Annotated in this window: 18 protein-coding genes and 1 pseudogene; 13 read left to right on the forward strand and 6 right to left on the reverse strand. The window is 75.3% G+C overall.

From position 1 onward, the window contains the following. Nucleotides 1-4: 4 nt before the first annotated feature. Together ACYVO2_RS11925 and ACYVO2_RS11930 are read left to right on the forward strand one after the other, a co-directional pair. The gene (locus tag ACYVO2_RS11925) at nt 5-970 is read left to right on the forward strand and encodes an ABC transporter permease (protein WP_461007673.1); all 966 of its coding nucleotides are present in this window, start codon (nt 5-7) and stop codon (nt 968-970) included. A gap of 381 nt (nt 971-1,351) precedes the next feature. Continuing rightward, complete coding sequence (locus ACYVO2_RS11930; protein WP_461007674.1) at nt 1,352-2,554, forward strand: hypothetical protein; 1,203 nt, start codon at nt 1,352-1,354, stop codon at nt 2,552-2,554. A 54-nt stretch (nt 2,555-2,608) separates the two neighbouring features. Here ACYVO2_RS11930 and ACYVO2_RS11935 read toward each other — a convergent pair whose 3' ends face one another. Further along, nucleotides 2,609-4,840, reverse strand: coding sequence for a S9 family peptidase (locus ACYVO2_RS11935; protein ID WP_461007675.1), 2,232 nt, complete (start codon nt 4,838-4,840; stop codon nt 2,609-2,611). A gap of 156 nt (nt 4,841-4,996) precedes the next feature. Between ACYVO2_RS11935 and ACYVO2_RS11940 the strand changes: the two genes are divergently transcribed. The 5 genes from ACYVO2_RS11940 to ACYVO2_RS11960 all read left to right on the forward strand — a co-directional run bounded on the left by ACYVO2_RS11940 (nt 4,997) and on the right by ACYVO2_RS11960 (nt 10,925). Continuing rightward, nucleotides 4,997-5,191, forward strand: coding sequence for a hypothetical protein (locus ACYVO2_RS11940; RefSeq protein WP_461007676.1), 195 nt, complete (start codon nt 4,997-4,999; stop codon nt 5,189-5,191). 235 nt (nt 5,192-5,426) lie between these two features. After that, the gene (mshB, locus tag ACYVO2_RS11945; protein ID WP_461007677.1) at nt 5,427-6,320 is read left to right on the forward strand and encodes an N-acetyl-1-D-myo-inositol-2-amino-2-deoxy-alpha-D-glucopyranoside deacetylase; all 894 of its coding nucleotides are present in this window, start codon (nt 5,427-5,429) and stop codon (nt 6,318-6,320) included. Nucleotides 6,321-6,325: 5 nt separating this feature from the next. Further along, nucleotides 6,326-6,760, forward strand: a complete 435-nt coding sequence (locus ACYVO2_RS11950; protein ID WP_461007678.1) for a DUF6113 family protein — start codon at nt 6,326-6,328, stop codon at nt 6,758-6,760. A gap of 472 nt (nt 6,761-7,232) precedes the next feature. After that, nucleotides 7,233-9,212, forward strand: a complete 1,980-nt coding sequence (locus tag ACYVO2_RS11955; RefSeq protein WP_461007679.1) for a peptidoglycan binding domain-containing protein — start codon at nt 7,233-7,235, stop codon at nt 9,210-9,212. Nucleotides 9,213-9,779: 567 nt separating this feature from the next. Then, nucleotides 9,780-10,925 carry a sensor histidine kinase gene (locus ACYVO2_RS11960; RefSeq protein WP_461007680.1) on the forward strand — a complete coding sequence of 382 codons (1,146 nt, stop codon included), beginning with the start codon at nt 9,780-9,782 and terminating at the stop codon, nt 10,923-10,925. A 193-nt stretch (nt 10,926-11,118) separates the two neighbouring features. Here the strand turns inward: ACYVO2_RS11960 and ACYVO2_RS11965 are convergent, their stop codons facing one another. Then, nucleotides 11,119-12,108: a GNAT family N-acetyltransferase gene (locus ACYVO2_RS11965; protein ID WP_461007681.1), complete on the reverse strand. Its 990-nt coding sequence runs from the start codon at nt 12,106-12,108 to the stop codon at nt 11,119-11,121. Nucleotides 12,109-12,215: 107 nt separating this feature from the next. Here ACYVO2_RS11965 and fdxA point away from each other — a divergent pair, with 107 nt between their 5' ends. Beyond that, a complete protein-coding gene (fdxA, locus tag ACYVO2_RS11970) occupies nt 12,216-12,539 on the forward strand; it encodes a ferredoxin (RefSeq protein ID WP_461007682.1) in 324 nt (107 codons plus the stop codon). Between the two features lie 221 nt (nt 12,540-12,760). Then, nucleotides 12,761-13,879, forward strand: a complete 1,119-nt coding sequence (dapC, locus tag ACYVO2_RS11975) for a succinyldiaminopimelate transaminase (RefSeq protein WP_461007683.1) — start codon at nt 12,761-12,763, stop codon at nt 13,877-13,879. 352 nt (nt 13,880-14,231) lie between these two features. Here the strand turns inward: dapC and ACYVO2_RS11980 are convergent. Together ACYVO2_RS11980 and ACYVO2_RS11985 are read right to left on the reverse strand one after the other, a co-directional pair. After that, nucleotides 14,232-14,624, reverse strand: a pseudogene (locus ACYVO2_RS11980) (ATP-binding protein); the annotation flags it as partial. A gap of 294 nt (nt 14,625-14,918) precedes the next feature. Beyond that, complete coding sequence (locus ACYVO2_RS11985) at nt 14,919-15,842, reverse strand: hypothetical protein (protein ID WP_461007684.1); 924 nt, start codon at nt 15,840-15,842, stop codon at nt 14,919-14,921. 90 nt (nt 15,843-15,932) lie between these two features. On the opposite strand from ACYVO2_RS11985, the gene dapE reads away from it, so the two are divergent. Continuing rightward, nucleotides 15,933-17,000: a succinyl-diaminopimelate desuccinylase gene (gene dapE / locus ACYVO2_RS11990; RefSeq protein WP_461007685.1), complete on the forward strand. Its 1,068-nt coding sequence runs from the start codon at nt 15,933-15,935 to the stop codon at nt 16,998-17,000. Between the two features lie 29 nt (nt 17,001-17,029). Beyond that, a complete protein-coding gene (locus ACYVO2_RS11995) occupies nt 17,030-17,866 on the forward strand; it encodes an LOG family protein (protein WP_461007686.1) in 837 nt (278 codons plus the stop codon). Between the two features lie 31 nt (nt 17,867-17,897). Here the strand turns inward: ACYVO2_RS11995 and folP are convergent, their stop codons facing one another. After that, the gene (gene folP / locus ACYVO2_RS12000) at nt 17,898-18,710 is read right to left on the reverse strand and encodes a dihydropteroate synthase (RefSeq protein WP_461007735.1); all 813 of its coding nucleotides are present in this window, start codon (nt 18,708-18,710) and stop codon (nt 17,898-17,900) included. Nucleotides 18,711-18,911: 201 nt separating this feature from the next. Here folP and ACYVO2_RS12005 point away from each other — a divergent pair, with 201 nt between their 5' ends. After that, on the forward strand, nt 18,912-19,316 hold the full coding sequence (locus ACYVO2_RS12005) for a DivIVA domain-containing protein (RefSeq protein ID WP_461007687.1): 405 nt from the start codon (nt 18,912-18,914) through the stop codon (nt 19,314-19,316). After that, complete coding sequence (locus ACYVO2_RS12010) at nt 19,313-19,915, forward strand: DNA-3-methyladenine glycosylase I (RefSeq protein ID WP_461007688.1); 603 nt, start codon at nt 19,313-19,315, stop codon at nt 19,913-19,915. Before ACYVO2_RS12005 ends, ACYVO2_RS12010 begins: the two co-directional genes overlap by 4 nt. Here ACYVO2_RS12010 and ACYVO2_RS12015 read toward each other — a convergent pair. Beyond that, entirely contained in the window at nt 19,900-20,706 is an 807-nt protein-coding gene (locus ACYVO2_RS12015; RefSeq protein ID WP_461007689.1) for an enoyl-CoA hydratase-related protein, read from the reverse strand. The two genes, ACYVO2_RS12010 and ACYVO2_RS12015, sit on opposite strands and share 16 nt — an antisense overlap. Between the last annotated feature and the right edge of the window lie 178 nt (nt 20,707-20,884).

Below are 20,884 nucleotides of genomic sequence, written 5' to 3' on the forward strand. Positions count from 1 at the left end.
GGGGATGTCCGAGGTGGAGGACCGGCGCGGCGGCGACGGCGTGGAGGTGGTCCCCGTCGTCCCGGCGGGCGGCGCGCCGCTTCCCGCGCCCGCGGCGGACGAGGCCGCGGCGGCGCCGTCGCGGTCGCCCCGCGGGCTGTGGGGCGACGCCTGGCGGGACCTGCGGGCCAACCCGGTGTTCGTGGTCTCCGCCGCGCTGATCGCCTTCCTGGTGTTCATCGCCCTGTGGCCGGACCTGGTCGCGCCGCGCAGCCCGTACGACTGCGACCTCGCCCGCTCCCGGGGCGGGCCCGCGCCCGGGCACTGGTTCGGCTTCGACAACCAGGGCTGCGACGTGTTCACCCGCACCGTGCACGGGGCGCGGGCGTCGGTGGCGGTCGGGGTGTGCGCGACCGCGGGGGTGGCGGTGCTCGGCGGCGCGCTCGGCGGGCTCGCCGGGTTCTTCGGCGGCTGGGCGGACGCGGTCCTGTCCCGGGTGACGGACGTCTTCTTCGGCATCCCCATCCTGCTCGGCGGCCTGGTGCTGCTGTCCGTCGTCACCTCGGGCTCGGTGTGGCCGGTGGTGGGCTTCATCGTGCTCCTCGGCTGGCCGCAGATCGCCAGGATCGCGCGCGGGGCGGTGATCACGGCCAAGCAGCAGGACTACGTGGTGGCCGCGCGGGCCCTGGGGGCGGGCAGCGCCCGGCTGCTGCTGCGGCACATCCTGCCCAACGCCGTCGCACCGGTGATCGTCGTGGCGACCGTCGCGCTGGGCACCTTCGTGGCGCTGGAGGCCACGCTCTCCTATCTGGGGGTGGGACTCAAACCGCCGACGGTGTCCTGGGGCATCGACATCTCCACCGCCTCCACCCTGGTGCGGGACGCGCCGCACATGCTGCTGTACCCGGCCGGGGCGCTGAGTGTGACGGTGCTCGCATTCATCATGCTGGGGGACGCGGTGCGGGACGCGCTCGACCCGAGGCTGCGGTGAGACGTCCGAGGGGCGGGGTCGGACACCGTGGTGAGACGCCGGTGCGGCGGGGCCGCGGCGGGGGAGCCGCGGTGAGGGGCGGGCGGGGGCGGCCGCCAGGGGCCCCTCCGGCAGTGGCGAGGGCCTGACCTGCGGTGACGCGCCAACCGATCGTTGATCCTCATGTGTGATCAGGTTCTTTAACGTCGGCGCAACTTGGTCGTCGCATCACCGATATACGAACGCGCCATGCTGATCAGCGTACGGCCGTGCGGGTGCCGTCTGGCCGGCCGGAGCGGGAACGCTCCGGCCGGCCTTTGTCGTTCGTGCCTATCCCTCTTTGCGGAGGGGTATGCCAGGACTAGCGTGGGGGAGCGCTGATCGATGGGGGCGGTGGGGGATATGACTCAGGCACTTGTTCTGTCACGCGGAGCACGGGCGGCGGCCGCCGTGCTCTGCCTCGCCCTCGCCGCGTTCCCGGGCGCCGCGCTCGTCCGGGACCTCGGCGAGAACGGCCCGGAGGACACCTTCTGGGCGTGGGCCTACGGCGGCATGGGCTTCACCGGCGTCCAGGTCACCTCGCTCGCCGACGTCCAACTGCTCGTGCTCAGCCTCGCCGGGATCGCCGTCTGCCGCACCGCCGCCGCCACCGCGTACCTGGCCGTCGTGGGCGTCCTGACCGTCGTGCTGCGCGTGGTGCCCCTGTTCGCCCTGCTGACCGCCGAGCGCTACGACGGGATCTGGGAGGTCGGCTTCGGCAAGTGGGCCATCGCCGTGGCCGCCTCGGGCGTCGTGCTGGGCCTCGCGCTGCTGGTCACCCTGGCCGCGGGGCGCAGGCCCGCGCCGCCCGGGCCCGCCCACGACGCGATGGACGGCCCGCCCGCCCAGCCCCTGCCCGTGGCCGGGGCGCTGGCCCTGCTGCTGCTCGGCGTCTGCGCGCTGGCGGTCGCGGGCTGGGAGATCTACTGGTTCACGGAGATGGAGTGGCGCGGCTACGAGCGCATGCTCAACGGCGACGGCACGGTGCGCGTCCCCGGTGAGCCCCCGGCCGCGGTGTACGCCTGGACGCTGTTCGCGCTGTTCGGGATCGCCGCGCTGATGGCCGGGGCACGGGCCGGCGCCGCCCGGGCCGCCGGTCTCGCCGCGGGCTGGCTGCTGCTCGCCATCGGCGTGCTCGACCTGGCCGTCTACATCGACAACGAGCTGCTGTTCGAGTTCGACCGGATGTCCGACGCCGGGGCGGCCGAGCAGCTCACCGACCTGTTCAAGCTGGTCGCCGGGTTCACCGTGCTGCTGCTGCTCGCCCCGCCGGGACGGCCCGCCGGCGCCCCCGCCCCCGGCCCGGGGCCGTGGACCCCGCCGCCGCCCGTGGCGGGCTGGCCGGGCCCCTCCCCGCAGCCGTCCCACGCGCCGCAGCCGTCCTACGCGCCGCAGCCGTCCTACGCCCCCCAGTCGGGGTACGGCGACCCCGGCTACGCCTCCCGGCCCGGCTACGGGTACCCCCCGCAGCCGGGCCCGGCCCCGCAGTCCGCGCCGCCCCCGCCGCCCCATCCTCCCCACGGCGGCTACGGGCCCCCGCCGGGGGACGGACGTCAGGGGTGGTGAGCCATGCCGCCGTTACGCCGCCCCAGCGGGCCAGGGCCCCGGCGGGCAGCCGTACTACGCACCCTCGCCCTGCTCCCGCCCGGTGCCCTGCTCCGGCCCGGTGCCCGGCGGCGGGAGCAGCCCCAGGGACTCCCGCAGGAACGCCACCTGGAGCAGCAGCAGGTTCTCCGCCACCTGCTCCTGCGGCGTCATGTGCGTGACCCCGGACAGCGGCAGCACCTGGTGCGGGCGGCCCGCGGCCAGCAGCGCCGAGGACAGGCGCAGGGTGTGCGCGGCCACCACGTTGTCGTCCGCGAGGCCGTGAATGATCATCAGCGGGCGGTGGGTGTCCGCGGCGCCGGACAGGCCGTCGTCGGTGACCAGCGAGTTGGCCGCGTACACCGCGGGCCGCTCGTCCGGGTGGCCCAGGTAGCGCTCGGTGTAGTGGGTGTCGTACAGGCGCCAGTCGGTGACCGGCGCCCCCGCGACGCCCGCGTGGAAGACGTCGGGGCGGCGCAGCACCGCGAGCGCCGCCAGATACCCGCCGTACGACCAGCCGCGGATCGCCACCCGCGACAGGTCGAGCGGGAAGCGCCCGGCCAGCGCGTGCAGCGCCGCCACCTGGTCGTCCAGGGTGACGCCCGCGAAGTCCCCGGCGATCGCCTTCTCCCAGGCGGGCGAGTACCCGGGCGTGCCCCGGCCGTCCGCCACCACCACCGCGAAGCCCTGGTCCGCGAACCACTGCGAGGTCAGGTGCGCGTTGTGGGCGGCCACCACGCGGGCCGCGTGCGGGCCCCCGTAGGGGTCCATCAGCACCGGCAGCGGCCCGTCGCCCTCGCGGTACCCGGTGGGCAGCAGCACCGCGCAGGGCAGGTGCCGCTCGCCCGCGCGCAGCAGCACCGGACGGGCCCTCAGCACCGGCTCGTCGGCGTACGAGGCCACGCGCGCCAGCGGCACGGCCTCGTCCTCCAGCCGCACCACCTCCGCGAGCGCGCCCGGCCGATCCAGGCCCGTGCTCACCAGCACGGTCACCCCGGCCCCGCCCCGCACGGCGGACACCACGCCCGCGTCCGGGTCCCCGACCCGCTCCACGGTCCAGGCCCGCGGCCCCCGGTACCACGCCCGGTACACCCCGACCCGGCCCGGGCCCAGGCCCTCCCCGGCGCGCACCGCCCGCTCCCCGTCGGAGGCGGAGAACAGCACGTCCTCCTCGCCGACGTCGAGCACGGCGCGAACGTGGAGCGAGGGGATCGTCACAACCTTGTCCCCTACGGCGAGTACGCGCGCGCCGGCCTCGTCGCAGATCCGCACCAGCCGCCCGTCCGGGGTCCACGCGGGCACGCCGAGGAAGATCTCCACCCACGTCGTATCCTGCTCGGCGTGCAGCGGAAGGGTCCGGCCCGTTTCGGTGTCCACGGAGAGGATGAGCTGGCTGTGCTGGTCACGCGCCTGCACCAGGAGGATGGGCGGCCGGCCCGCGCTCCAGTGCACCGACGCCAGGTACGGGTAGCGCACCCGGTCCCACACCACCGGCACCCGGCTGCCGTCCAGGCCCACCAGCGCGAGCGTGACCTCGGCGTTCGGGGTCCCGGCGGCCGGATACGCGGTCTGCTCGGGGGCGCTGCCGGGGTTGGCCGGGTCGGAGATCCACCAGCGGCGCACGGGGGAGTCGTCCACGTGCGCGGCGAGCAGCCGGTCGCTGTCGGGCGACCACCAGTACCCGCGGCTGCGGTACATCTCCTCCGCCGCGATGAACTCGGCCAGGCCCCAGGTGCCGCCGTCCTCGGGCTCGGCCACGGCGGTGTCGCCGGTGCCGTCGGCCGCCACGACCCGCAGCGCGCCCTGTGCGACATAGGCCACACGGCGCCCGTCGGGAGAGGGCCGAGGGTCCACGACGGGTCCGGGGACGGGCAGTTCCCCGGCGGTCCCGGCGCGCAGCTCGGCGACGAACAAACGACCCGAAAGGGTGAAGGCGGCCAGCTCCACGGCGCTGTCCGTGGCGTACCCGACGATCCCCGCCGAGCCTTCCCGGCTGCGCTCGCGCCGGGCCCGCTCCTCCGGGGAGAGCTCCTCGCGAGCGCCGCCGAGGAGGGCGGTGGCGTCCGCGGCGACACGCTCGGCGGGCCCGCCGTCCCCGGGGTCCGCGAGGTCGAGCAGCCACAGCAGATTCGCCCGGTCCGTGCCCGAGCGGGAGCGCAGGAAGACCACGCGCTCGCCGTCGGGCGAGACGGTGAAGGACCGGGGCGCGCCCAGCGTGAACCGCTGGGTCCTGGCGAGTTGCCGAGGGAACGAGAGCTGGGAGGTCATGTGCCGAGCCTACGCAGCCGGTTACGAAAGGATGTGCGCCCCCGCATGCTTCGATGCACCGGCATATTCCGCCACCCCCCAAGCGATCTCCCGCTTACGATCTGGGGTATGAAGCCCGCGATGCCCCGCGCCGACCACATGTCCAGGAGGTGAGCCGTGGCACTGTCCATCTCGGCGGTGGTGCTGCTGTTGGTCATTGTGTTCCTGCTGATCAAGAAGTCAGGACTCAACACGGGGCATGCCATCGTCTGCATCCTGCTGGGCTTCTACCTGGCCAGCTCCTCGGTGGCGCCCACCATCAACGACTTCAACAACAACGTCGCCGACATGATCGGTGACATCAACTTCTGACGGCGCGCTCCGCCCGGGACGGCCGGCCGGGCGCGCGGGTCCGCGCTCGCGCCCTCGCGGGGAAGCCTCTCCCCGCGGGGGCGGCGGCCTTCGCGCCCCCGGCGCCGGGCTCCGGCGGGTCCCGAGGGCGGAGCCTCCGGCGGAGGCCGGCGGGCCGAGCCCCCCGGCCTCCGGGGCAACCCCTTCGGCCGGACCGGCCAGGTCCGGCCTCCGTGCCGCAGCGTAGCCTTTGGGCATGAGCGAACTGCCGGCCCGGCGTCTCCTCCTGGTGCACGCGCACCCGGACGACGAGTCCATCGGCAACGGGGCCACGATGGCCAGGTACGCCGCCGAGGGGGCGCACGTCACGCTGGTGACGTGCACCCTGGGCGAGGAGGGCGAGGTCATCCCGCCCGGCCTGGCGCACCTGGCCGCCGACCGGGACGACGCCCTCGGCCCGTACCGCGCCGGTGAGCTGGCCGCCGCCATGCGGGAGCTCGGCGTCACCGACCACCGCCTGCTCGGCGGCCCGGGACGCTACCGGGACTCCGGGATGATGGGCACACCGCAGAACGAGCGCGCGGGCTCCCTGTGGCGCACCCGCGTGGAGGACGCCGTCCCCGAGCTGGTCGCGGTGGTGCGCGAGGTGCGGCCGCAGGTGCTGGTCACCTACGGGCCGGACGGCGGCTACGGCCACCCCGACCACATCCGCGCCCACCAGCTCGCCATGCGCGCCGCCGAGCTGGCCGCCGACCCCGGCCACCGCCCCGACCTCGGGCCGGCGCACCACGTGGCCAAGGTCTACTGGAACTGCGTGCCCCGCCCCCACCTGGCGGAGGGCCTGGCCCGGCTGCGGGCGGCCGGGGCGCCCTTCCCCGCCGTGGCCGGCGTCGAGGACGTGCCGAGCGTGGTGGAGGAGCGGGAGGTGACCGCGGTCGTGGACGGCACGGCGTACGCCGCCCGCAAGGCGGCGGCGATGCGGGCGCACGCCACCCAGATCACCGTCGCCGACGCCGGCGGGCAGCCCTGCTTCGCGCTCTCCAACGACCTGGCCCAGCCGCTGTTCGCCCGCGAGTTCTACCATCTGGCGCGCGGGGAGCGGGGCTCGGACGCGATCGAGGACGACCTGTTCGCCGGGGTGGGGGAGTGAGCGCGATGACGAACAAGGCGGCCGTGCGCGGCGGGTCCCGGCCCACCCCTCCGGCGGCTCCCCCGGGCGGCCGGGGCCCGCGCGTCGCGGCGTACGTGCTGCTCGCGGTGCTCGGGGTGCTGGTGGCGGGGGCCGGGGCGCTGGTGCAGGAGGGCTGGTTCCCGTTCGGGCTGCTGCTGGCGCTGCTGGCCTCCGGGGCCCTGTTCTACGGCGGCACCACGCTCACCCGGACCCGCGCGGGCGCGGTGGTGCCCGCCGCCGCGTGGATGGTCACCGTCATCTATCTGACGATCAGTCGTCCCGAGGGTGACCAGATGTTCACCGCCACCCTGGGACCGTATGTCTTCCTGCTGGTCGGCGCGCTGACGGGCGTGATGTCCGCCACGTTGCCCCAACTCCCCCCGCACGGCGGGGACAAGGGCGGCGCGGGGCGGCCCTGAACGGCGTTCGCCGCGATCAGCCCGGCGTTCGCCGGGGGCGCGGCCGGGGCAAAGCGCCAGGAACCGGGACCGAACCCGTCCTATGGGTTTCGGGCCACGTGCGCCCGCCGCCCAGTAAGGTGGTGCGCGCAACCCGGCCGGGCGCGCCGCCCCGCGGCGCACCGCATCCGCCCCGCGAACGCCCGCGAGGACGCCGGGCTGCGACCGGCGAGCCGCCCGATGTTTGCCGACAGGGCGGAGAAGCGAACCGGGAGAACCTGCATTGAGTCGTGAAACTGACAGTGCGCCATACCCTCAGGACGGGCGGGGCGGCGGTGCCTCGTACCCGTCGGGGACGCCGCCCTACGGCACCCCGAGCACCCCGGCCGCTCCGCCCGCCGCTGAGGACTCCGCTCCGGAGGAGCCCAGAACCGAGACCACGCTGACCACCCGGGTCCGCATCAACATCCCCGGCTCCCGGCCGATCCCCCCCGTGGTCGTCCGCAAGCCGGTGAGCGAGGCCGCGGGCGAGGAGGCCGCGGCCGCCGAGGACACCGCGTCCGGCGGCGCGCCCACCCCGGCGTGGGAGCCTCCCGCGGCCGCCGGTGAGCAGGCGCCGGCCGAGCCCAGCCGCCCGACCACGGCGGGCAAGGCCACCAGCGACTGGTTCGCGCCCCGCAAGCCGCCGCGCGCGGGCCGGGAGGGCGCGGGCGAGACGACCGGGCAGCACCGGGTGCCGCAGCAGGCGCAGACCGCCGCCGCGTACCCCCCGCCGCCGGGCGCCGGCGCCGCGGGGCAGGAGGGGCAGGCGTCCCCCTTCCCGCGCCAGGCGTCCCAGCAGACCGCCGAGCGGACGGCCGCCCTGCCCACCGTCCCCTACGCGGACGGCTCCGGGACCGGGAACCACGACCCCGGCGGCTACGACGACGGCTACGACACCGGCAGCCATGACATCGGCAGCCATGACACGGGCAGCCACGACCTGGGCGGCTACCAGACCGGCGGCTACGACGGCGGCCACGACACCGGCAGCCACGACATCGGCGGGCTCGCCGGGGGCACCGGCGGCCCGGGCCACGACCCCGGCGGCTTCACCGCGCCGGCGCCCGGCGGCGGCGCGGGACCGTTCCCCACCGGCGCCTCCCCCGAGCACGGCGGGCGGGACGACAGCGAGTCCCAGGCGTTCCCCAGCTACCGGCCCCCGGCCGGCGGGCCCGTGGTGCCGCCCGCGCCCGGCGCCGACACGCCCGCGGGCGGCGGGCCCCGGCCCTCGGGGCCGACGGCGGGTCCCGCGAGCGGCGACGCGCTGCCGCTGCCGCCGCGCCGCGGCACCGACCAGCAGCCGCTGACCACCGCCCCGCCGGGACAGCCCGCCGGCTACCGGCCCCTGGGCGTGGAGGGCAAGAGCGACACGCTGGTCAACGGGATCCCCGCGGTCCCGCCGCCGGGCCCGCGCGTCCCCCAGCAGTCCGGGGGCGGCGGCAAGGAGGAGGACTACGACTTCCGGGACGACGCGGCCCCCAAGCCGCGCGGCCGCTCCAAGCTGGTGCTGCTCGCCGGCGGCCTGGTGGCCGCCGCCGCCGCGGTCTACGGCGTCGGCCTGGTCATGGACCACGCCCAGGTGCCGAAGAACACCACCGTGCTCGGCGTGGACATCGGCGGCAAGAGCAAGCAGGACGCGGTGGACGCGCTGGACGCCGGCCTGGGCAAGCGCGTCACCGCGCCGCTGACGCTCCAGATCGGCGAGGAGAAGACCCGGCTCCAGCCGCGGGTCGCGGGCCTGGGCATCGACACCGAGTCCACCGTGCGCAAGGTCGCGCACCGCGACTACAACCCGGTGTCGGTGGTGGGCTCCCTGTTCGGCACCGAGCGCACCGCGGAGGCGGAGTTCCTCATCGACGAGGAGAAGCTGCGCGCCTCCCTGGAGACCCTGGCCGCCGCCGAGGGCAGCGACGGCCGCGAGGGCATGGTGAAGTTCGTGGCCGGGGAGCCCGTCGGCGTGCCCGGCAAGACCGGTCTCGCGCTGGACGTGGACCGGGCGGTGCAGCAGGTGCGGCAGGCGTACCTGGACCGGGCCGCGACCGGCCAGGACCGGGTGGTCACCCTGGAGCGCACCCGCCAGGAGCCGAAGGTCACCCAGGCCGAGATCGACCGGGCGATCGAGGAGTTCGGCGAGCCCGCGATGTCGGGGCCCGTGGTGGTCCAGGCCGGGGGCATCGAGGTCACCTTCAGCCCCACGGGCTCGCTCAGCGAGATCCTGACCATGCGGGCCGGGGGCGACGGGAAGCTCCAGCCGCACTTCGACCTCGAGGTGCTGGAGCGCTGGTACGGCAGCTCGTTCGACGGCCTCCAGGTGGACCACGGCGGCAGCGTCGGGCCGATCACCCCCCGGGACGTGGCGGCCACCATGCTCCCGCTGCTGAAGGAGACCGACCCGGCCGCCCGGGTCGGCAGCATGGAAGTGGTGCAGTAGGCGCACCGTCCAGCGGCGCCTCCCACGAAGCGCGCAGCCGCGGCACGGCCCCGGAGCCCTCAGGTGCTCCGGGGCCGTGCGCGATTCGGCCAAAGATGGCATCGCCCGGCCGAGGTTGATATTTCGAACGGCCTTGCGCGGTGGTCGTTTTTCGGCCATAACTCGTGCGGAGGTCGAGGCCGGGCACAGCTTGCCACCAGCATGGATCGAGTTCGACTCGCGGTCGCGGGAACGGGCGTTCGTTCGCCGTGCTCAGCCCGGTGGCATGTGCCGACCGCTCCGTGCGGCCGCGGCGGATTGGCCGAATGCCCGTCATCCGGCGGCGCGCGGCAGCCGGCGACGGGCAGGAGGCGGGGGCGCGACCGGCACGGGGATACATGATGGTTCTGACGGCACACCTGATGTCAACGGCAGGCGAGTTGACCCGGGTGCTCGGGGGACGCGCGGAGGGGTTGGCGAGTGGAACGGGGACGGGGCGGGCACGAGGAGGTCCGCGAGGCCGAACCGGTGGTGCCCCCACCGCTCGGCCCCGCGCGGCGAGGAGAGCGGAGGCTGTGGCTCGTCAGATTGTGCTGGACCCTGGTCTACCTGCCCTACTTGGGCATCGCGGTCCACGGCCTGGCGTTCCGCCATCATCCGCCGGGTGAGCGGGCCCTGGGCTGGGCGGGCCTCGCGGTGTTCGTCGCCGCCTATCTGACGCTGGTGCTCTCGGCCCGCCCCGGCGTGCGCTGCCGCCCTCGGCAGTGGGTGGCGCTCGGGTTGGTGTTCGCGCTGTCCGCCGCGCTGACGGTGCTGCTGGGCGACGCCGGCCTGGTGCTCTTCGTGTACGTGGCGGTGAGCTGCGGGGCGCTGCTGCCGATGCGCTGGGCGATGGCGGCGGTGCCGCTGGTCACGCTGACGATGGCCGGTACGGGGCTGGCCACGGACGCGGACCGGGAGATCGTGCTCGTGCTGTCGTTCCCCGCGGCGCTCGGCGGCGCCACCATGATCGGCGTGCAGTTGATGATGCAGACGGTGCGGGAGCTGCGCGAGGCCCGGGAGGCGATCGCGCACCTGGCCGCCAGCCGGGAGCGGATGCGGCTCGCCCGCGACCTGCACGACCTGCTCGGCCAGTCGCTGTCGCTGGTCACCCTCAAGAGCGAGCTGGCCAGGCGGCTGCTGCCGGAGCGGCCGGAGGACGCCGCCAAGCAGGTCACCGACATCGAACGGGTCAGCAGGCAGGCGCTGGTGGACGTGCGGGCGGCGGTGAGCGGGTTCCGGCGGCCGACCCTCGCCACCGAGATCGCGGGGGCGCGCACGGCGCTGCGCACGGCGCAGATCGAGGCGCGCATCGACCCGGTGCTCACGGAGGGGCGGACCGGGCTCGGGCCGGAGGAGGAGAGCGCGCTGGCGTGGGCGCTGCGGGAGGCGGTGACCAACGTGGTGCGGCACAGCAGGGCCCGGCGCTGCGACATCACCTTCGGCGAGCTGCGGGAGGCGCAGGCGCGCCTGGTGTACCTGGAGATCACCGACGACGGCCGCGGCCCCCGACTCGACCGCGCCCACCCCCCGGGCAACGGCCTGACCGGCCTGGCGGAACGCCTCATCCTCTCGGGCGGCCGCCTGGAGACCGGCCCGGGGGAGAAGGGGCGGGGGTTCAGGGTGCGAGCTGTGGTGCCCGCGTGGGGTGAACGTTCCACCTCGAATGGAGAGCCCCACGCGTTGGAACGGTAGGCGCCGTGAACGTACCGCGCCGTGGGAGTCGGGCCTCACGTCTTGCGAGCAGAGCCACGGCCGCGGAGCTCGCTGCTCCTCTTGAGAGCAGGGCTCCCTCCTCCCTTGCGGGGGACGTCCCCGTCCCGACCCCCTGAGAGCAGCCCACCCCGCCCCGCGCACCCCCACGCCCCCCTTCACCCCAATCCGCCCCTCACCCCCCGAACCGCCGGTACTGGTACCCGTGGTGCACCGTGAACCCCAGGCTGCCGTACAGGGCCAGGGCCGCCGCGTTGTCCGCCTCCACCTGGAGGTAGGCGGTGCCCGCGCCCTCCCGGTACGCCTGCCGGGCCAGCGCCGCCATCACCGCGCGGGCCAGCCCCCGCCGCCGGTGCCCCGGCGCGACCTCCACCGCGGCGAACCCGGCCCACCGCCCGTCCACCACCAGCCGCCCGATCGCCGCCGGGGGCCGCCCCGGCTCCTCGTCCGGCACGGCGGCGAACCACACCGAGGGCCCGCCGAGCAGCACCGCGTCCGCGCTCTCCCCGGTCCTGCGGTACCGCGCCCGCCACTCCTCGCCGGGCTCCCGCGCGAGCTCCACCCGCTCCACGGGCCCGCCCGCCGCGGCCACCGGCGGCATCGGCGCCGTCATCACCAGCGTGTCCGCCTCGGCCGTCCAGCCCCGCGCGGCGAGGTCGTCCGCCAGGCCGGGCCCGGTGGGCACCTGGAGGTACGGGGGCAGCCCGCGCGCGGTGTACCAGTCCACGACCCGCGCCAGCGCCTCGTCCAGCGGCAGCCCGGGGTCGCCGGCCGCGAGCGCGGAGTTGGCCCGCCTGGTGAACCCCGCGGCGGCGCGCAGCAGCCACGTCCCCAGGGGTTCGGTCTCCGTCGGGGGCCAGCCGCGCGACGCGATGAGCTGGAGCTCGGCTGGAGAGGTACTGGAGGCTCCGCGGCCTCGAGCCGGCGTACCGGGAACGGTCTTGCCCGCGACGAGCGCGTGCTCCGAGACTCTTACGGTCTCGCCCGTACGCCGGGTGACGACGAGCACGCCATTTGTCCACGAAGTGAGATCTCCGACGACGTCCCCGAGTACGGGCCGGCCGTCGACGATCTCCAGCACACGGCGCAGCGATACACGTCTGCCCACGTCAGAGGGGGTAATCCGTACTTCGAGCCGTCCCCCCAGAGCGAAATTACCCGTCATGGGTGCCCCTCCTGTTCGTGTGACGCCGTGGAACCGCGATACTAGGGGCGGGCATCGACGACGCCGCGCTCCCGCGCGATAAGAGCCCACCGAGGAGGAACGACAGCGTGACCTACGTCATCGCGCAGCCTTGTGTTGACGTCAAGGACAAGGCGTGCATCGAGGAGTGCCCCGTCGATTGCATCTACGAGGGCGCCAGGGCTTTGTACATCCACCCCGACGAGTGCGTGGACTGCGGGGCCTGTGAGCCGGTCTGCCCGGTCGAGGCCATCTTCTACGAGGACGACGTCCCGGAGGAGTGGAAGGACTACTACAAGGCGAACGTCGAGTTCTTCGACGAGCTCGGCTCGCCGGGCGGCGCCTCGAAGCTCGGCCTGATCGAACGCGACCACCCCTTCGTCGCCGCCCTGCCGCCGCAGAACCAGGACTGAGCAGGACCAGGACTGAGGAGAGCGGCAGGACACGAACGGCGCCGGACACGCGGTACCGCCACTCGCGGCACCGCGGGCGGCGCCGGGCGGACAGCGTCACCGGCCGTGCCGGTCCCGCACGGCCGCGCACTTCGCGCGGGCCGTGACGGGGCCGGCACGGCCGCGCTCCGAACCCCCGCGGGCCGCTCCACTGCGGCAGCACCACCCGAAAGCAGCGCACCGTGCCCCACCCCTTCCCCCTGAACGACTCGCCGCGCTCACGGCTCCCCGAGTTCCCCTGGGACCGGCTGGAGCCGTACAAGGCGGCCGCAGCCGGGCACGGCGGCGGCATCGTGGACCTCTCGGTGGGCACCCCGGTCGACCCGGTGCCCGACCTGGTGCGCCGGGCCCTGGCCGAGGCGGCCGACAGCCCCGGCTACCCGCTCACCCACGGCACGCCCGCGCTGCGGGAGGCGGCGGCCGACTGGCTGCGCACCCGTCTGGGCGTCACCGGCGCCGACCCGGCCGCGGTGCTGCCGACGATCGGCTCCAAGGAGCTCGTCGCCTGGCTGCCCACCCTGCTCGGCCTCGGCCCCGGTGACCGGGTCGCCTTCCCGCGGCTGGCCTACCCGACCTACGAGGTGGGCGCCCGGCTGGCCCGGGCGGAGGCGGTGGCCTACGACGACCCGCGCGAGCTCGACCCGGCGCGACTGCGGCTGCTGTGGCTGAACAGCCCCTCCAACCCCACCGGCCGGGTGATCGGCGCGGACGACCTGCGGGGGATCGTGGCCTGGGCCCGCGAGCACGGGGTGCTGGTGGTCTCCGACGAGTGCTACGTGGAGCTGGGCTGGGAGGCGGAGCCCGTCTCGGTGCTGGAGCCGACGGTGTGCGCTGGCTCGCACGAGGGGCTGCTCGCCGTGCACTCGCTGTCCAAGCGGTCCAACCTCGCCGGGTACCGGGCGGGGTTCGTCAGCGGTGACGCGGCGGTGGTGCGGGAGCTGCTGGAGGTCCGCAAGCACGCCGGGATGATGGTCCCGGCGCCGGTGCAGGCCGCGCTGACCGCCGCGCTCGGCGACAGCGAGCACGTGGGCGAGCAGAAGGAGCGCTACCGGCGGCGCAGGTCCGCGCTGCGGGAGGCGTTCGAGGGCGCCGGCTTCCGGATCGAGCACTCGGAGGCGAGCCTGTACCTGTGGGCCACGCGGGACGAGCCGTGCTGGGACACCGTCGCCGAGCTGTCCGAGCTCGGCATCCTGGTGGCCCCCGGCGAGTTCTACGGCCCGGCGGGGCGGAGCCATGTGCGGGTGGCGTTCACCGCGACGGACGAGCGGGTGGACGAGGCGGTGCGGCGGCTGGGCGCCTGAGCACCGTCCGGTGACGGCCCGGGGCCCCGGGGAGCCGCGCTCCCCGGGGCCCCGGCGCGTCCGCGACGGTGTGCCGGGCTCAGCCGAACAGGCCGGTGCCCTGGAGGGGCAGGCCCTTGGCCAGGGCGTCCAGGCGAAGGGTGTCGCCCTCGGTGCCGAGCACCTCGGCGCCGCGGCCCTCGGCCCTGTTGCTGGCGGCGGCGTCGGCCGGGGCCTGCCGGGTGGTGGGCTTCACCGCGGGGGCGGACTTGCCGACCTTGCCCGCCTTCCCTGCCTTGCCCGCCTTCGGCGTCTGCGCCTGCGGCTGCTCGGGCTGGGTGCCCCGGGCGGCGCCCTGGACGTCCTTGACCGTCTCGGCGGTGCCGCCCACCAGCTTCCCGGCGTTGCCCGCGGTCTCGCCCACGCCCTTGGCAGTCTGCCCGATCGCGGAGCCCACGGCCTTCTGGAGCGCGGGGACGGCCGGCAGGGCGGTCTTGCTGACGGAGCCGACGGTCCTGCCCGCCGCGGGCACCGTGGTGCCGATGGCCCGGGAGCCCGTCTTGCCGATGGCCTCGGTGCTGTTCCGCGAGGCGGTGTCCAGCTTGTTGCCGAGGTCCACCAGGTCGGGCTGGGTGAGCCCGCCCGGCTTGGCGGCGAGCGGCAGCTCCGCCGCCGAGGCGGCGCCCGCCGCGCCGGCCACCGGAACAGCACCCGCGGCGACGAGCAGGGCGGCCCTGGCGATACGACGCGTGAGAGGGAGGGACATGTTGCTCCTAGATGCGGAGAGAGGTCATGAGGCGTCCGCCGGGCGGACGCCGTGACTACCGCGCGACGCCGGAGAAGGTTGCGGCCGAATCGAGTAAAGATTTGGTAATGCGCGGCGTTTCTCTGTTCATACAACTGGTCGTAAGAAAAATCCCCGGAAGGAATTCCCTCCGGATGTCCGTCCGGTTTCCCCGCCGCGGGGAAACCGGCCCACATCACCGCGCGGCGCGACGAAATCCCAGGTGGGAGCGGGCCGGCCACGCGCCCCGTCCCCGGCCCCCGGCGGCGCCAAGGGCTAACCGCCGACGACCACCGTCACGCCGCCCGCGCCGTCCCCGCTGTCCGCGCCGCCCGGCGCGTTCCCGCCGGAATTCCGCCGCCAGCCGTCGCCGGATTCCTCCACCGCCCACTCGCGGTCCCCGTACCGCACGCCCGCGATGTTCAGCTCCTTCGCGTGGGCCACCGCCCAGTGCGCCAGGGCCCACCCGCGCCGCCCGTCCGCGGCGCCCCCCTCCCGAGGGGCGAACCGCAGCACCCGGCCCTCGTGCCGCCCCGGCGCCACCGTCTTCGCGAACGCCCGCCCCACCCGGTCGGCCACCCGCGCCGCGTCCCCGGCGCCGCCGCCCGTCGTCAGCGTGCACCGCAGCCCGCCCGCCGACCGGCCGGTCACCGCGGCGGCCAGCACCGCGGCCTCGGGCTCGTGCTTGGCGTACGCCTGCGGGAAGCCGCTGCGCTGCACCCGCTGCGCGGCCACGGTCAGCGGCAGCCGCGAGTAGCCGGGCACCTTCTCCAGCGCCTCGTAGAACTCGTGCGCGGAGTACACCGGGTCCATGATCTGCTCCGGCGTGCCCCAGCCCTGCGAGGGCCGCTGCTGGAACAGGCCGAGCGAGTCCCGGTCCCCGTGCCGGATGTTCTCCAGGCGCGACTCCTGCATGGCCGTGGCCAGGGCGATCGTCACCGCGCGCTCGGGCAGCCCGCGGGCCTGGGCGACGGCGGCGATGGTCGCGGCGCTGGCCGCCTGCTCCACGGACACCTCCACCCGCTGCTCGCCGACGGTCGCGGAGCAGCCCTCGGACGGGGGCGCGGTCAGATGCCGGACCAGCAGGTAGGCGCCGACTCCGAGCAGTGCCAGCAGCGCCGCCGCGGTGCGCAGCGACCGCCGTGCTCCGCCGGGGCGCCCCGGCCGGTGGGATGACGACTGCGGCGGGGACGTGGGCACGCACACACGGTACTGGCCCCCGCCGCCGCGTGTTCGAACAAGTCCCGGACGAGTCAGGCCCCCGTCCGGGACGCCGGTAGTCTGCGGGGCATGGACGCTCCCGTGCTCGACCTGTCCCTCGACGCCGCGGCCCTCACCGCCGCCCTGGTGGACATCCCCTCCGTCAGCGGCGGGGAGCGGGCGCTCGCCGACGCCGTGGAGACGGCCCTGCGGCCCCTGCCCCACCTGGCCGTGGACCGGTACGGGAACAACGTGGTCGCCCGCACCCGCCTCGGCCGGGCCGAGCGCGTGGTGCTCGCCGGGCACCTGGACACCGTGCCCATCGCGGACAACCTGCCCTCCCGCCTGGCGGACGGGCTGCTGTACGGGTGCGGCACCTGCGACATGAAGTCGGGCGTGGCCGTGCAGTTGCGCATCGCCGCCACCGTCCCCGAGCCCAACCGCGACATCACGTTCGTCTTCTACGACAACGAGGAGGTCGCCGCCCACCTCAACGGCCTCGGCCGCCTCGCCGAGGCCCACCCCGACTGGCTGGCCGCCGACTTCGCCGTGCTGCTGGAGCCCTCCGACGCCCAGGTCGAGGGCGGCTGCCAGGGCACGCTGCGCGCGCATGTGCGGACGGCCGGCCGCCGCGCCCACTCGGCCCGCTCCTGGACCGGCGAGAACGCCATCCACGGCGCGGCGCCCGTGCTGGCCAGGCTCGCCGAGTACCGGCCGCGGCGGGTGGTCATCGACGGCCTGGAGTACCGCGAGGGGCTGAACGCCGTGCGGATCGAGGGCGGGGTGGCCGGGAACGTCATCCCGGACGCCTGCGTCGTCACCGTCAACCACCGCTTCGCCCCCGACCGCGGCGTCGAGCAGGCGTTCGCCCACGTCCGCGAGGTCTTCGACGGCTACGAGGTCGAGCTCGACGACGCCGCCCCGGGCGCCCTGCCCGGCCTGTCCCACCCGGCCGCCGCCGCGTTCGTCGCCGCCACCGGCGGGCAGGCGCGCGCCAAGTACGGCTGGACCGACGTCTCCCGCTTCTCCGCGCTGGGCGTCCCCGCGGTCAACTTCGGTCCCGGCGACCCCAACTACGCGCACAAGCAGGACGAACACGTGCGGGTGTCGTCGGTCCTGGAGACCGAGAAGCGCCTGCGGGAGTGGTTGACCGCCTGAGCCGTACGGCGGTGCGTACCCTGCATTGCATGGATGAGCGGGTGAGCAAGGGCGAAGAGGCGGCACGGGAGACGGAACGGGAAACGGCGGGGGAGAACGGCTCCCCCGCACGGGACCGGGGAGGCAGGGGCAGGACCGGCGCCAACACATGGCCCGAGCGGCGGCTCGGCCCCGTGGTCAAGCGGCGCTCCCAGGTCGAGACCAGCACCACCGACCAGCGGCTGCTGGACACGCAGGGCCCCTCCGACTGGGTCCACGAGGACCCGTGGCGGGTGATGCGGATCCAGTCCGAGTTCGTGGAGGGCTTCGGCGCCCTCGCCGAGCTCGGGCCGGCGATCAGCGTCTTCGGCTCCGCCCGCACCCCCAGGGACTCGCCCGAGTACGAGGCCGGCGTGCGGATCGGCCGAGGGCTCGTCGAGGCCGGCTACGCCGTGATCACCGGCGGCGGCCCCGGCGCGATGGAGGCGGCCAACCGGGGCGCCTACGAGGCGGGCGGCGTCTCCGTCGGGCTCGGCATCGAGCTGCCCTTCGAGCAGGGCCTCAACGAGTACGTCGACATCGGCGTGAACTTCCGCTACTTCTTCGTCCGCAAGACGATGTTCGTGAAGTACGCCCAGGGGTTCGTGGTCCTGCCCGGCGGCTTCGGCACCATGGACGAGCTGTTCGAGGCGCTCACGCTGGTGCAGACCCGCAAGGTCACCCGCTTCCCGATCGTGCTGTTCGGCAGCGCCTACTGGCAGGGCCTGCGCGACTGGCTGCTGGACTCGGTGGTCGGCCAGGGCAAGGCCAGCTCGCACGACCTGCACCTGCTGCACGTCACCGACGACGTGGACGAGGCGATCGCGCTGGTGTGCAAGGAGCGGTGACGGCGCGGCGCGCGGCCGGGCGGGCCCGCGGCTAGGCGAGCCCGCGGCGGGCCACGGCGGGCGGGCGGTCCCCGCGGATGGCGGCGACCATGTCCAGCACCTGCCGGGTCTCGGCGACCTCGTGCACCCGGTACACCCGGGCGCCGAGCCACGCCGAGACCGCCGTCGTCGCCAGCGTGCCCAGCAGCCGCTCCTTCACCGGGCGGTCCAGGGTCTCGCCGACGAAGTCCTTGTTCGACAGGGACACCAGCACCGGCCAGCCGGTGTCGGTCATCTCCGCCAGGCGGCGGGTGGCCTCCAGCGAGTGCCGGGTGTTCTTGCCGAAGTCGTGCCCCGGGTCGATGAGGATGCCGTCGCGGCGCACCCCGAGCGCCGCCGCCCGCTCGGCCAGGCCCACGGTGACCCGCAGGATGTCCGCCATCACGTCCTCGTACACCACCCGGTGCGGCCGGGTCCTGGGCTCGGCCCCGCCCGCGTGGGTGCACACCAGGCCCGCCCCGTGCCGCGCCGCCACCTCGGCCAGGCGCGGGTCCACGCCGCCCCACGCGTCGTTGAGCAGGTCGGCGCCGGCCTCGCACACGGCCTCGGCCACCTCGTGCCGCCAGGTGTCCACGCTGATCACCACCTCCGGGTGGCGCCTGCGCACCTCGGCGACGAACCCGGCCGTCCGCGCGATCTCCTCCCGCGCGCTCACCTCGGCCCCCGGGCCCGCCTTCACCCCGCCGATGTCCACGATGGCGGCGCCCTCGGCCACCACCTGCTCCACCCTGGCCAGCGCGGCGTCGTCGGCGAACGTGGCGCCCCGGTCGTAGAAGGAGTCGGGCGTGCGGTTCACGATCGCCATGATCACCAGCTCTCGCTCGCCGAACTCGCGCCGTCCCAGCCGCAGTGCCACGAAACCTCCTCGCCCGTACCGAACCGCACCCACCGGCGCGCGGACCCGCCCTCGGATCACAGCAGATCGTGGCACGATCGGGGCGGGAGTCCCCGCCCGCCCCGCCCGGCGCGGGCCGGGCGCGCCGGTCACTGGTTGGGAGAGTGCGCGTTGTTCTGGTTCATGCTCGTCGCCCTGGCGGCCGTGGTCGCCGCCGTGGCCCTGCTCGTGCTCGGCCCGGGCGGCGGGCTGCCCGAGGCCGAGCCGGAGCGCCCGGTGTACCCGCTGCCCCCCGACCGGCCGGTGAACCGGGTGGACCTGGACACCCTGCGGCTGCCGATGGCGCTGCGCGGCTACCGGATGGCCGACGTGGACGACGTGCTCGACCGGGTCGCCGCCGAGCTGGCCATGCGGGACCAGCGGATCGCCGAGCTGGAGGCCCTGCTGGCGGCCGGGGCGGCGGCGCCCGCACCGGCCGCGCAGCAGCCGCCCGCCCCCGGCGGCGCTCCCGCCGGCCGTCCCGCGCCCGCCGGTCACGAGGAGAACGGCCACCGCGGGGACGGGGGAGGGCGATGACCGGCGCCGCCCCCGGCCCCGACGGGCTGGCCCGCTGCCCGTGGGGGAACTCCGCCGACGACTACGCGCTCTACCACGACACCGAGTGGGGCCGCCCGGTCCACGGCGACGACGCCCTGTTCGAGCGGGTGTGCCTGGAGGCGTTCCAGTCCGGCCTGTCGTGGATCACGATCCTGCGGCGCCGCGAGGGCTTCCGGGCCGCCTTCCGCGGCTTCGCCATGGCCGAGGTGGCGCGCTTCACCGACCGGGAGGTGGCCGCGCTGCTGACCGACACGCGCATCATCCGCAACCGGGCCAAGATCGAGGCGGCCGTCTCCAACGCCCGGGCGGCGCTGGGACTGCCGGACGGCCTGGACGCGCTGGTGTGGTCCTTCGCGCCCGAGGGGCGGCGGCCGGTGCCGCGCACCCTGGCCGACGTGCCCGCCACCACACCGGAGTCCGCGGCGCTGGCCAAGGAGCTCAAGCGCCACGGCTTCCGGTTCGTCGGGCCGACCACCGCCTACGCGCTGATGCAGGCGTGCGGCCTGGTGGACGACCACCTCGCGGACTGCCACGTCCGGCGGGCGGGCGGCACCGCGGCGGCTCAGCGCCCGCGGTAGACCGGCTTCTCCTTGCGCAGGAACGCCTCCACCGCCCGGCCGTGGTCCTCGGAGGTGCCCGCGCGGGTCTGCAACTCGTCCTCCTTCGCCAGGGTCTCCACCAGGGAGTGGGACGCCCCGTGGGCGAGCGACTCCTTGATCGCTGCGTAGGCGACGGTGGGCCCCTCGGCCAGGGAGCGGGCCAGCTCGGCGGCCTCGGCGGCGAGGCGGTCGGCGGGCACCACCCGGTTGGCGAGACCGAGCGCCAGCGCCTCCTCCGCCCGGACCGTCCGCGGGAACATCAGCAGCTCGGTGGCGCGCGCGTGCCCCACCAGGCGGGGCAGCGTCCAGGAGGCGCCGGAGTCCGCGGTGAGCGCCACGCCCGCGAAGGAGGTGTTGAACGAGGCGGTGTCCGCGAGCAGCCGCAGGTCGCAGGCGAACGCCAGGGACGCGCCCGCCCCCGCGGCGACCCCGTTCACGGCCGCGACGACCGGCTTGGGCATGGTGGCGATCGTGGTGATCAGCGGGTTGTAGTGCTCGCGGACGGTGGTCCACACCTCGCTGGGGCCGTGCGGGTCGGTGCGGGCCGCCTCCAGCGCGGCGACGTGCTCCTTCAGGTCCTGGCCCACGCAGAACGCCCGTCCGGCGCCGGTGATCAGCACGGCGCGCACCGCGGGGTCCCCGGCCGCCTGCGCCACCGCGTCGCGCAGGGCGACCTTCGTCGCGGTGTCGAGCGAGTTCATCGCGTCGGGGCGGTTGAGGGTGATCGTCGCGAGTGAGTCGGCGGACTCGTAGAGCACCGTGTCGGCCATGGAGGGTCCTCCCGGTGGGGTGGATGGTTTCGAACAGCATGCCGGAGATCACTGTCCGCCGCTGCCCCGCCGCAACCGGGCGGCCTCCCCGGATTGAGTGGGTTTGCGCTGGCGAGTTGCCGAACTGAAGCAGACCGATGTTGGTCATGGAGTCCGCGGATGCGGGATAATGGTGGTG

The organism is Streptomyces capparidis (assembly GCF_054782095.1).

Excerpts from the sequence above, each read along its gene's own strand:
- ACYVO2_RS12010 (WP_461007688.1), top strand. The coding sequence starts at position 19,313 with ATGACCGGCGCCGCCCCCGGCCCCGACGGGCTGGCCCGCTGCCCGTGG.
- ACYVO2_RS11925 (WP_461007673.1), top strand. The coding sequence starts at position 5 with ATGTCCGAGGTGGAGGACCGGCGCGGCGGCGACGGCGTGGAGGTGGTC.
- folP (WP_461007735.1), bottom strand. The coding sequence starts at position 18,710 with ATGGCGATCGTGAACCGCACGCCCGACTCCTTCTACGACCGGGGCGCC.
- mshB (WP_461007677.1), top strand. The coding sequence starts at position 5,427 with ATGAGCGAACTGCCGGCCCGGCGTCTCCTCCTGGTGCACGCGCACCCG.
- ACYVO2_RS12015 (WP_461007689.1), bottom strand. The coding sequence starts at position 20,706 with ATGGCCGACACGGTGCTCTACGAGTCCGCCGACTCACTCGCGACGATC.
- ACYVO2_RS11965 (WP_461007681.1), bottom strand. The coding sequence starts at position 12,108 with ATGACGGGTAATTTCGCTCTGGGGGGACGGCTCGAAGTACGGATTACC.
- dapE (WP_461007685.1), top strand. The coding sequence starts at position 15,933 with ATGGACGCTCCCGTGCTCGACCTGTCCCTCGACGCCGCGGCCCTCACC.
- ACYVO2_RS11935 (WP_461007675.1), bottom strand. The coding sequence starts at position 4,840 with ATGACCTCCCAGCTCTCGTTCCCTCGGCAACTCGCCAGGACCCAGCGG.
- ACYVO2_RS11995 (WP_461007686.1), top strand. The coding sequence starts at position 17,030 with ATGGATGAGCGGGTGAGCAAGGGCGAAGAGGCGGCACGGGAGACGGAA.
- ACYVO2_RS11950 (WP_461007678.1), top strand. The coding sequence starts at position 6,326 with ATGACGAACAAGGCGGCCGTGCGCGGCGGGTCCCGGCCCACCCCTCCG.
- ACYVO2_RS11930 (WP_461007674.1), top strand. The coding sequence starts at position 1,352 with ATGACTCAGGCACTTGTTCTGTCACGCGGAGCACGGGCGGCGGCCGCC.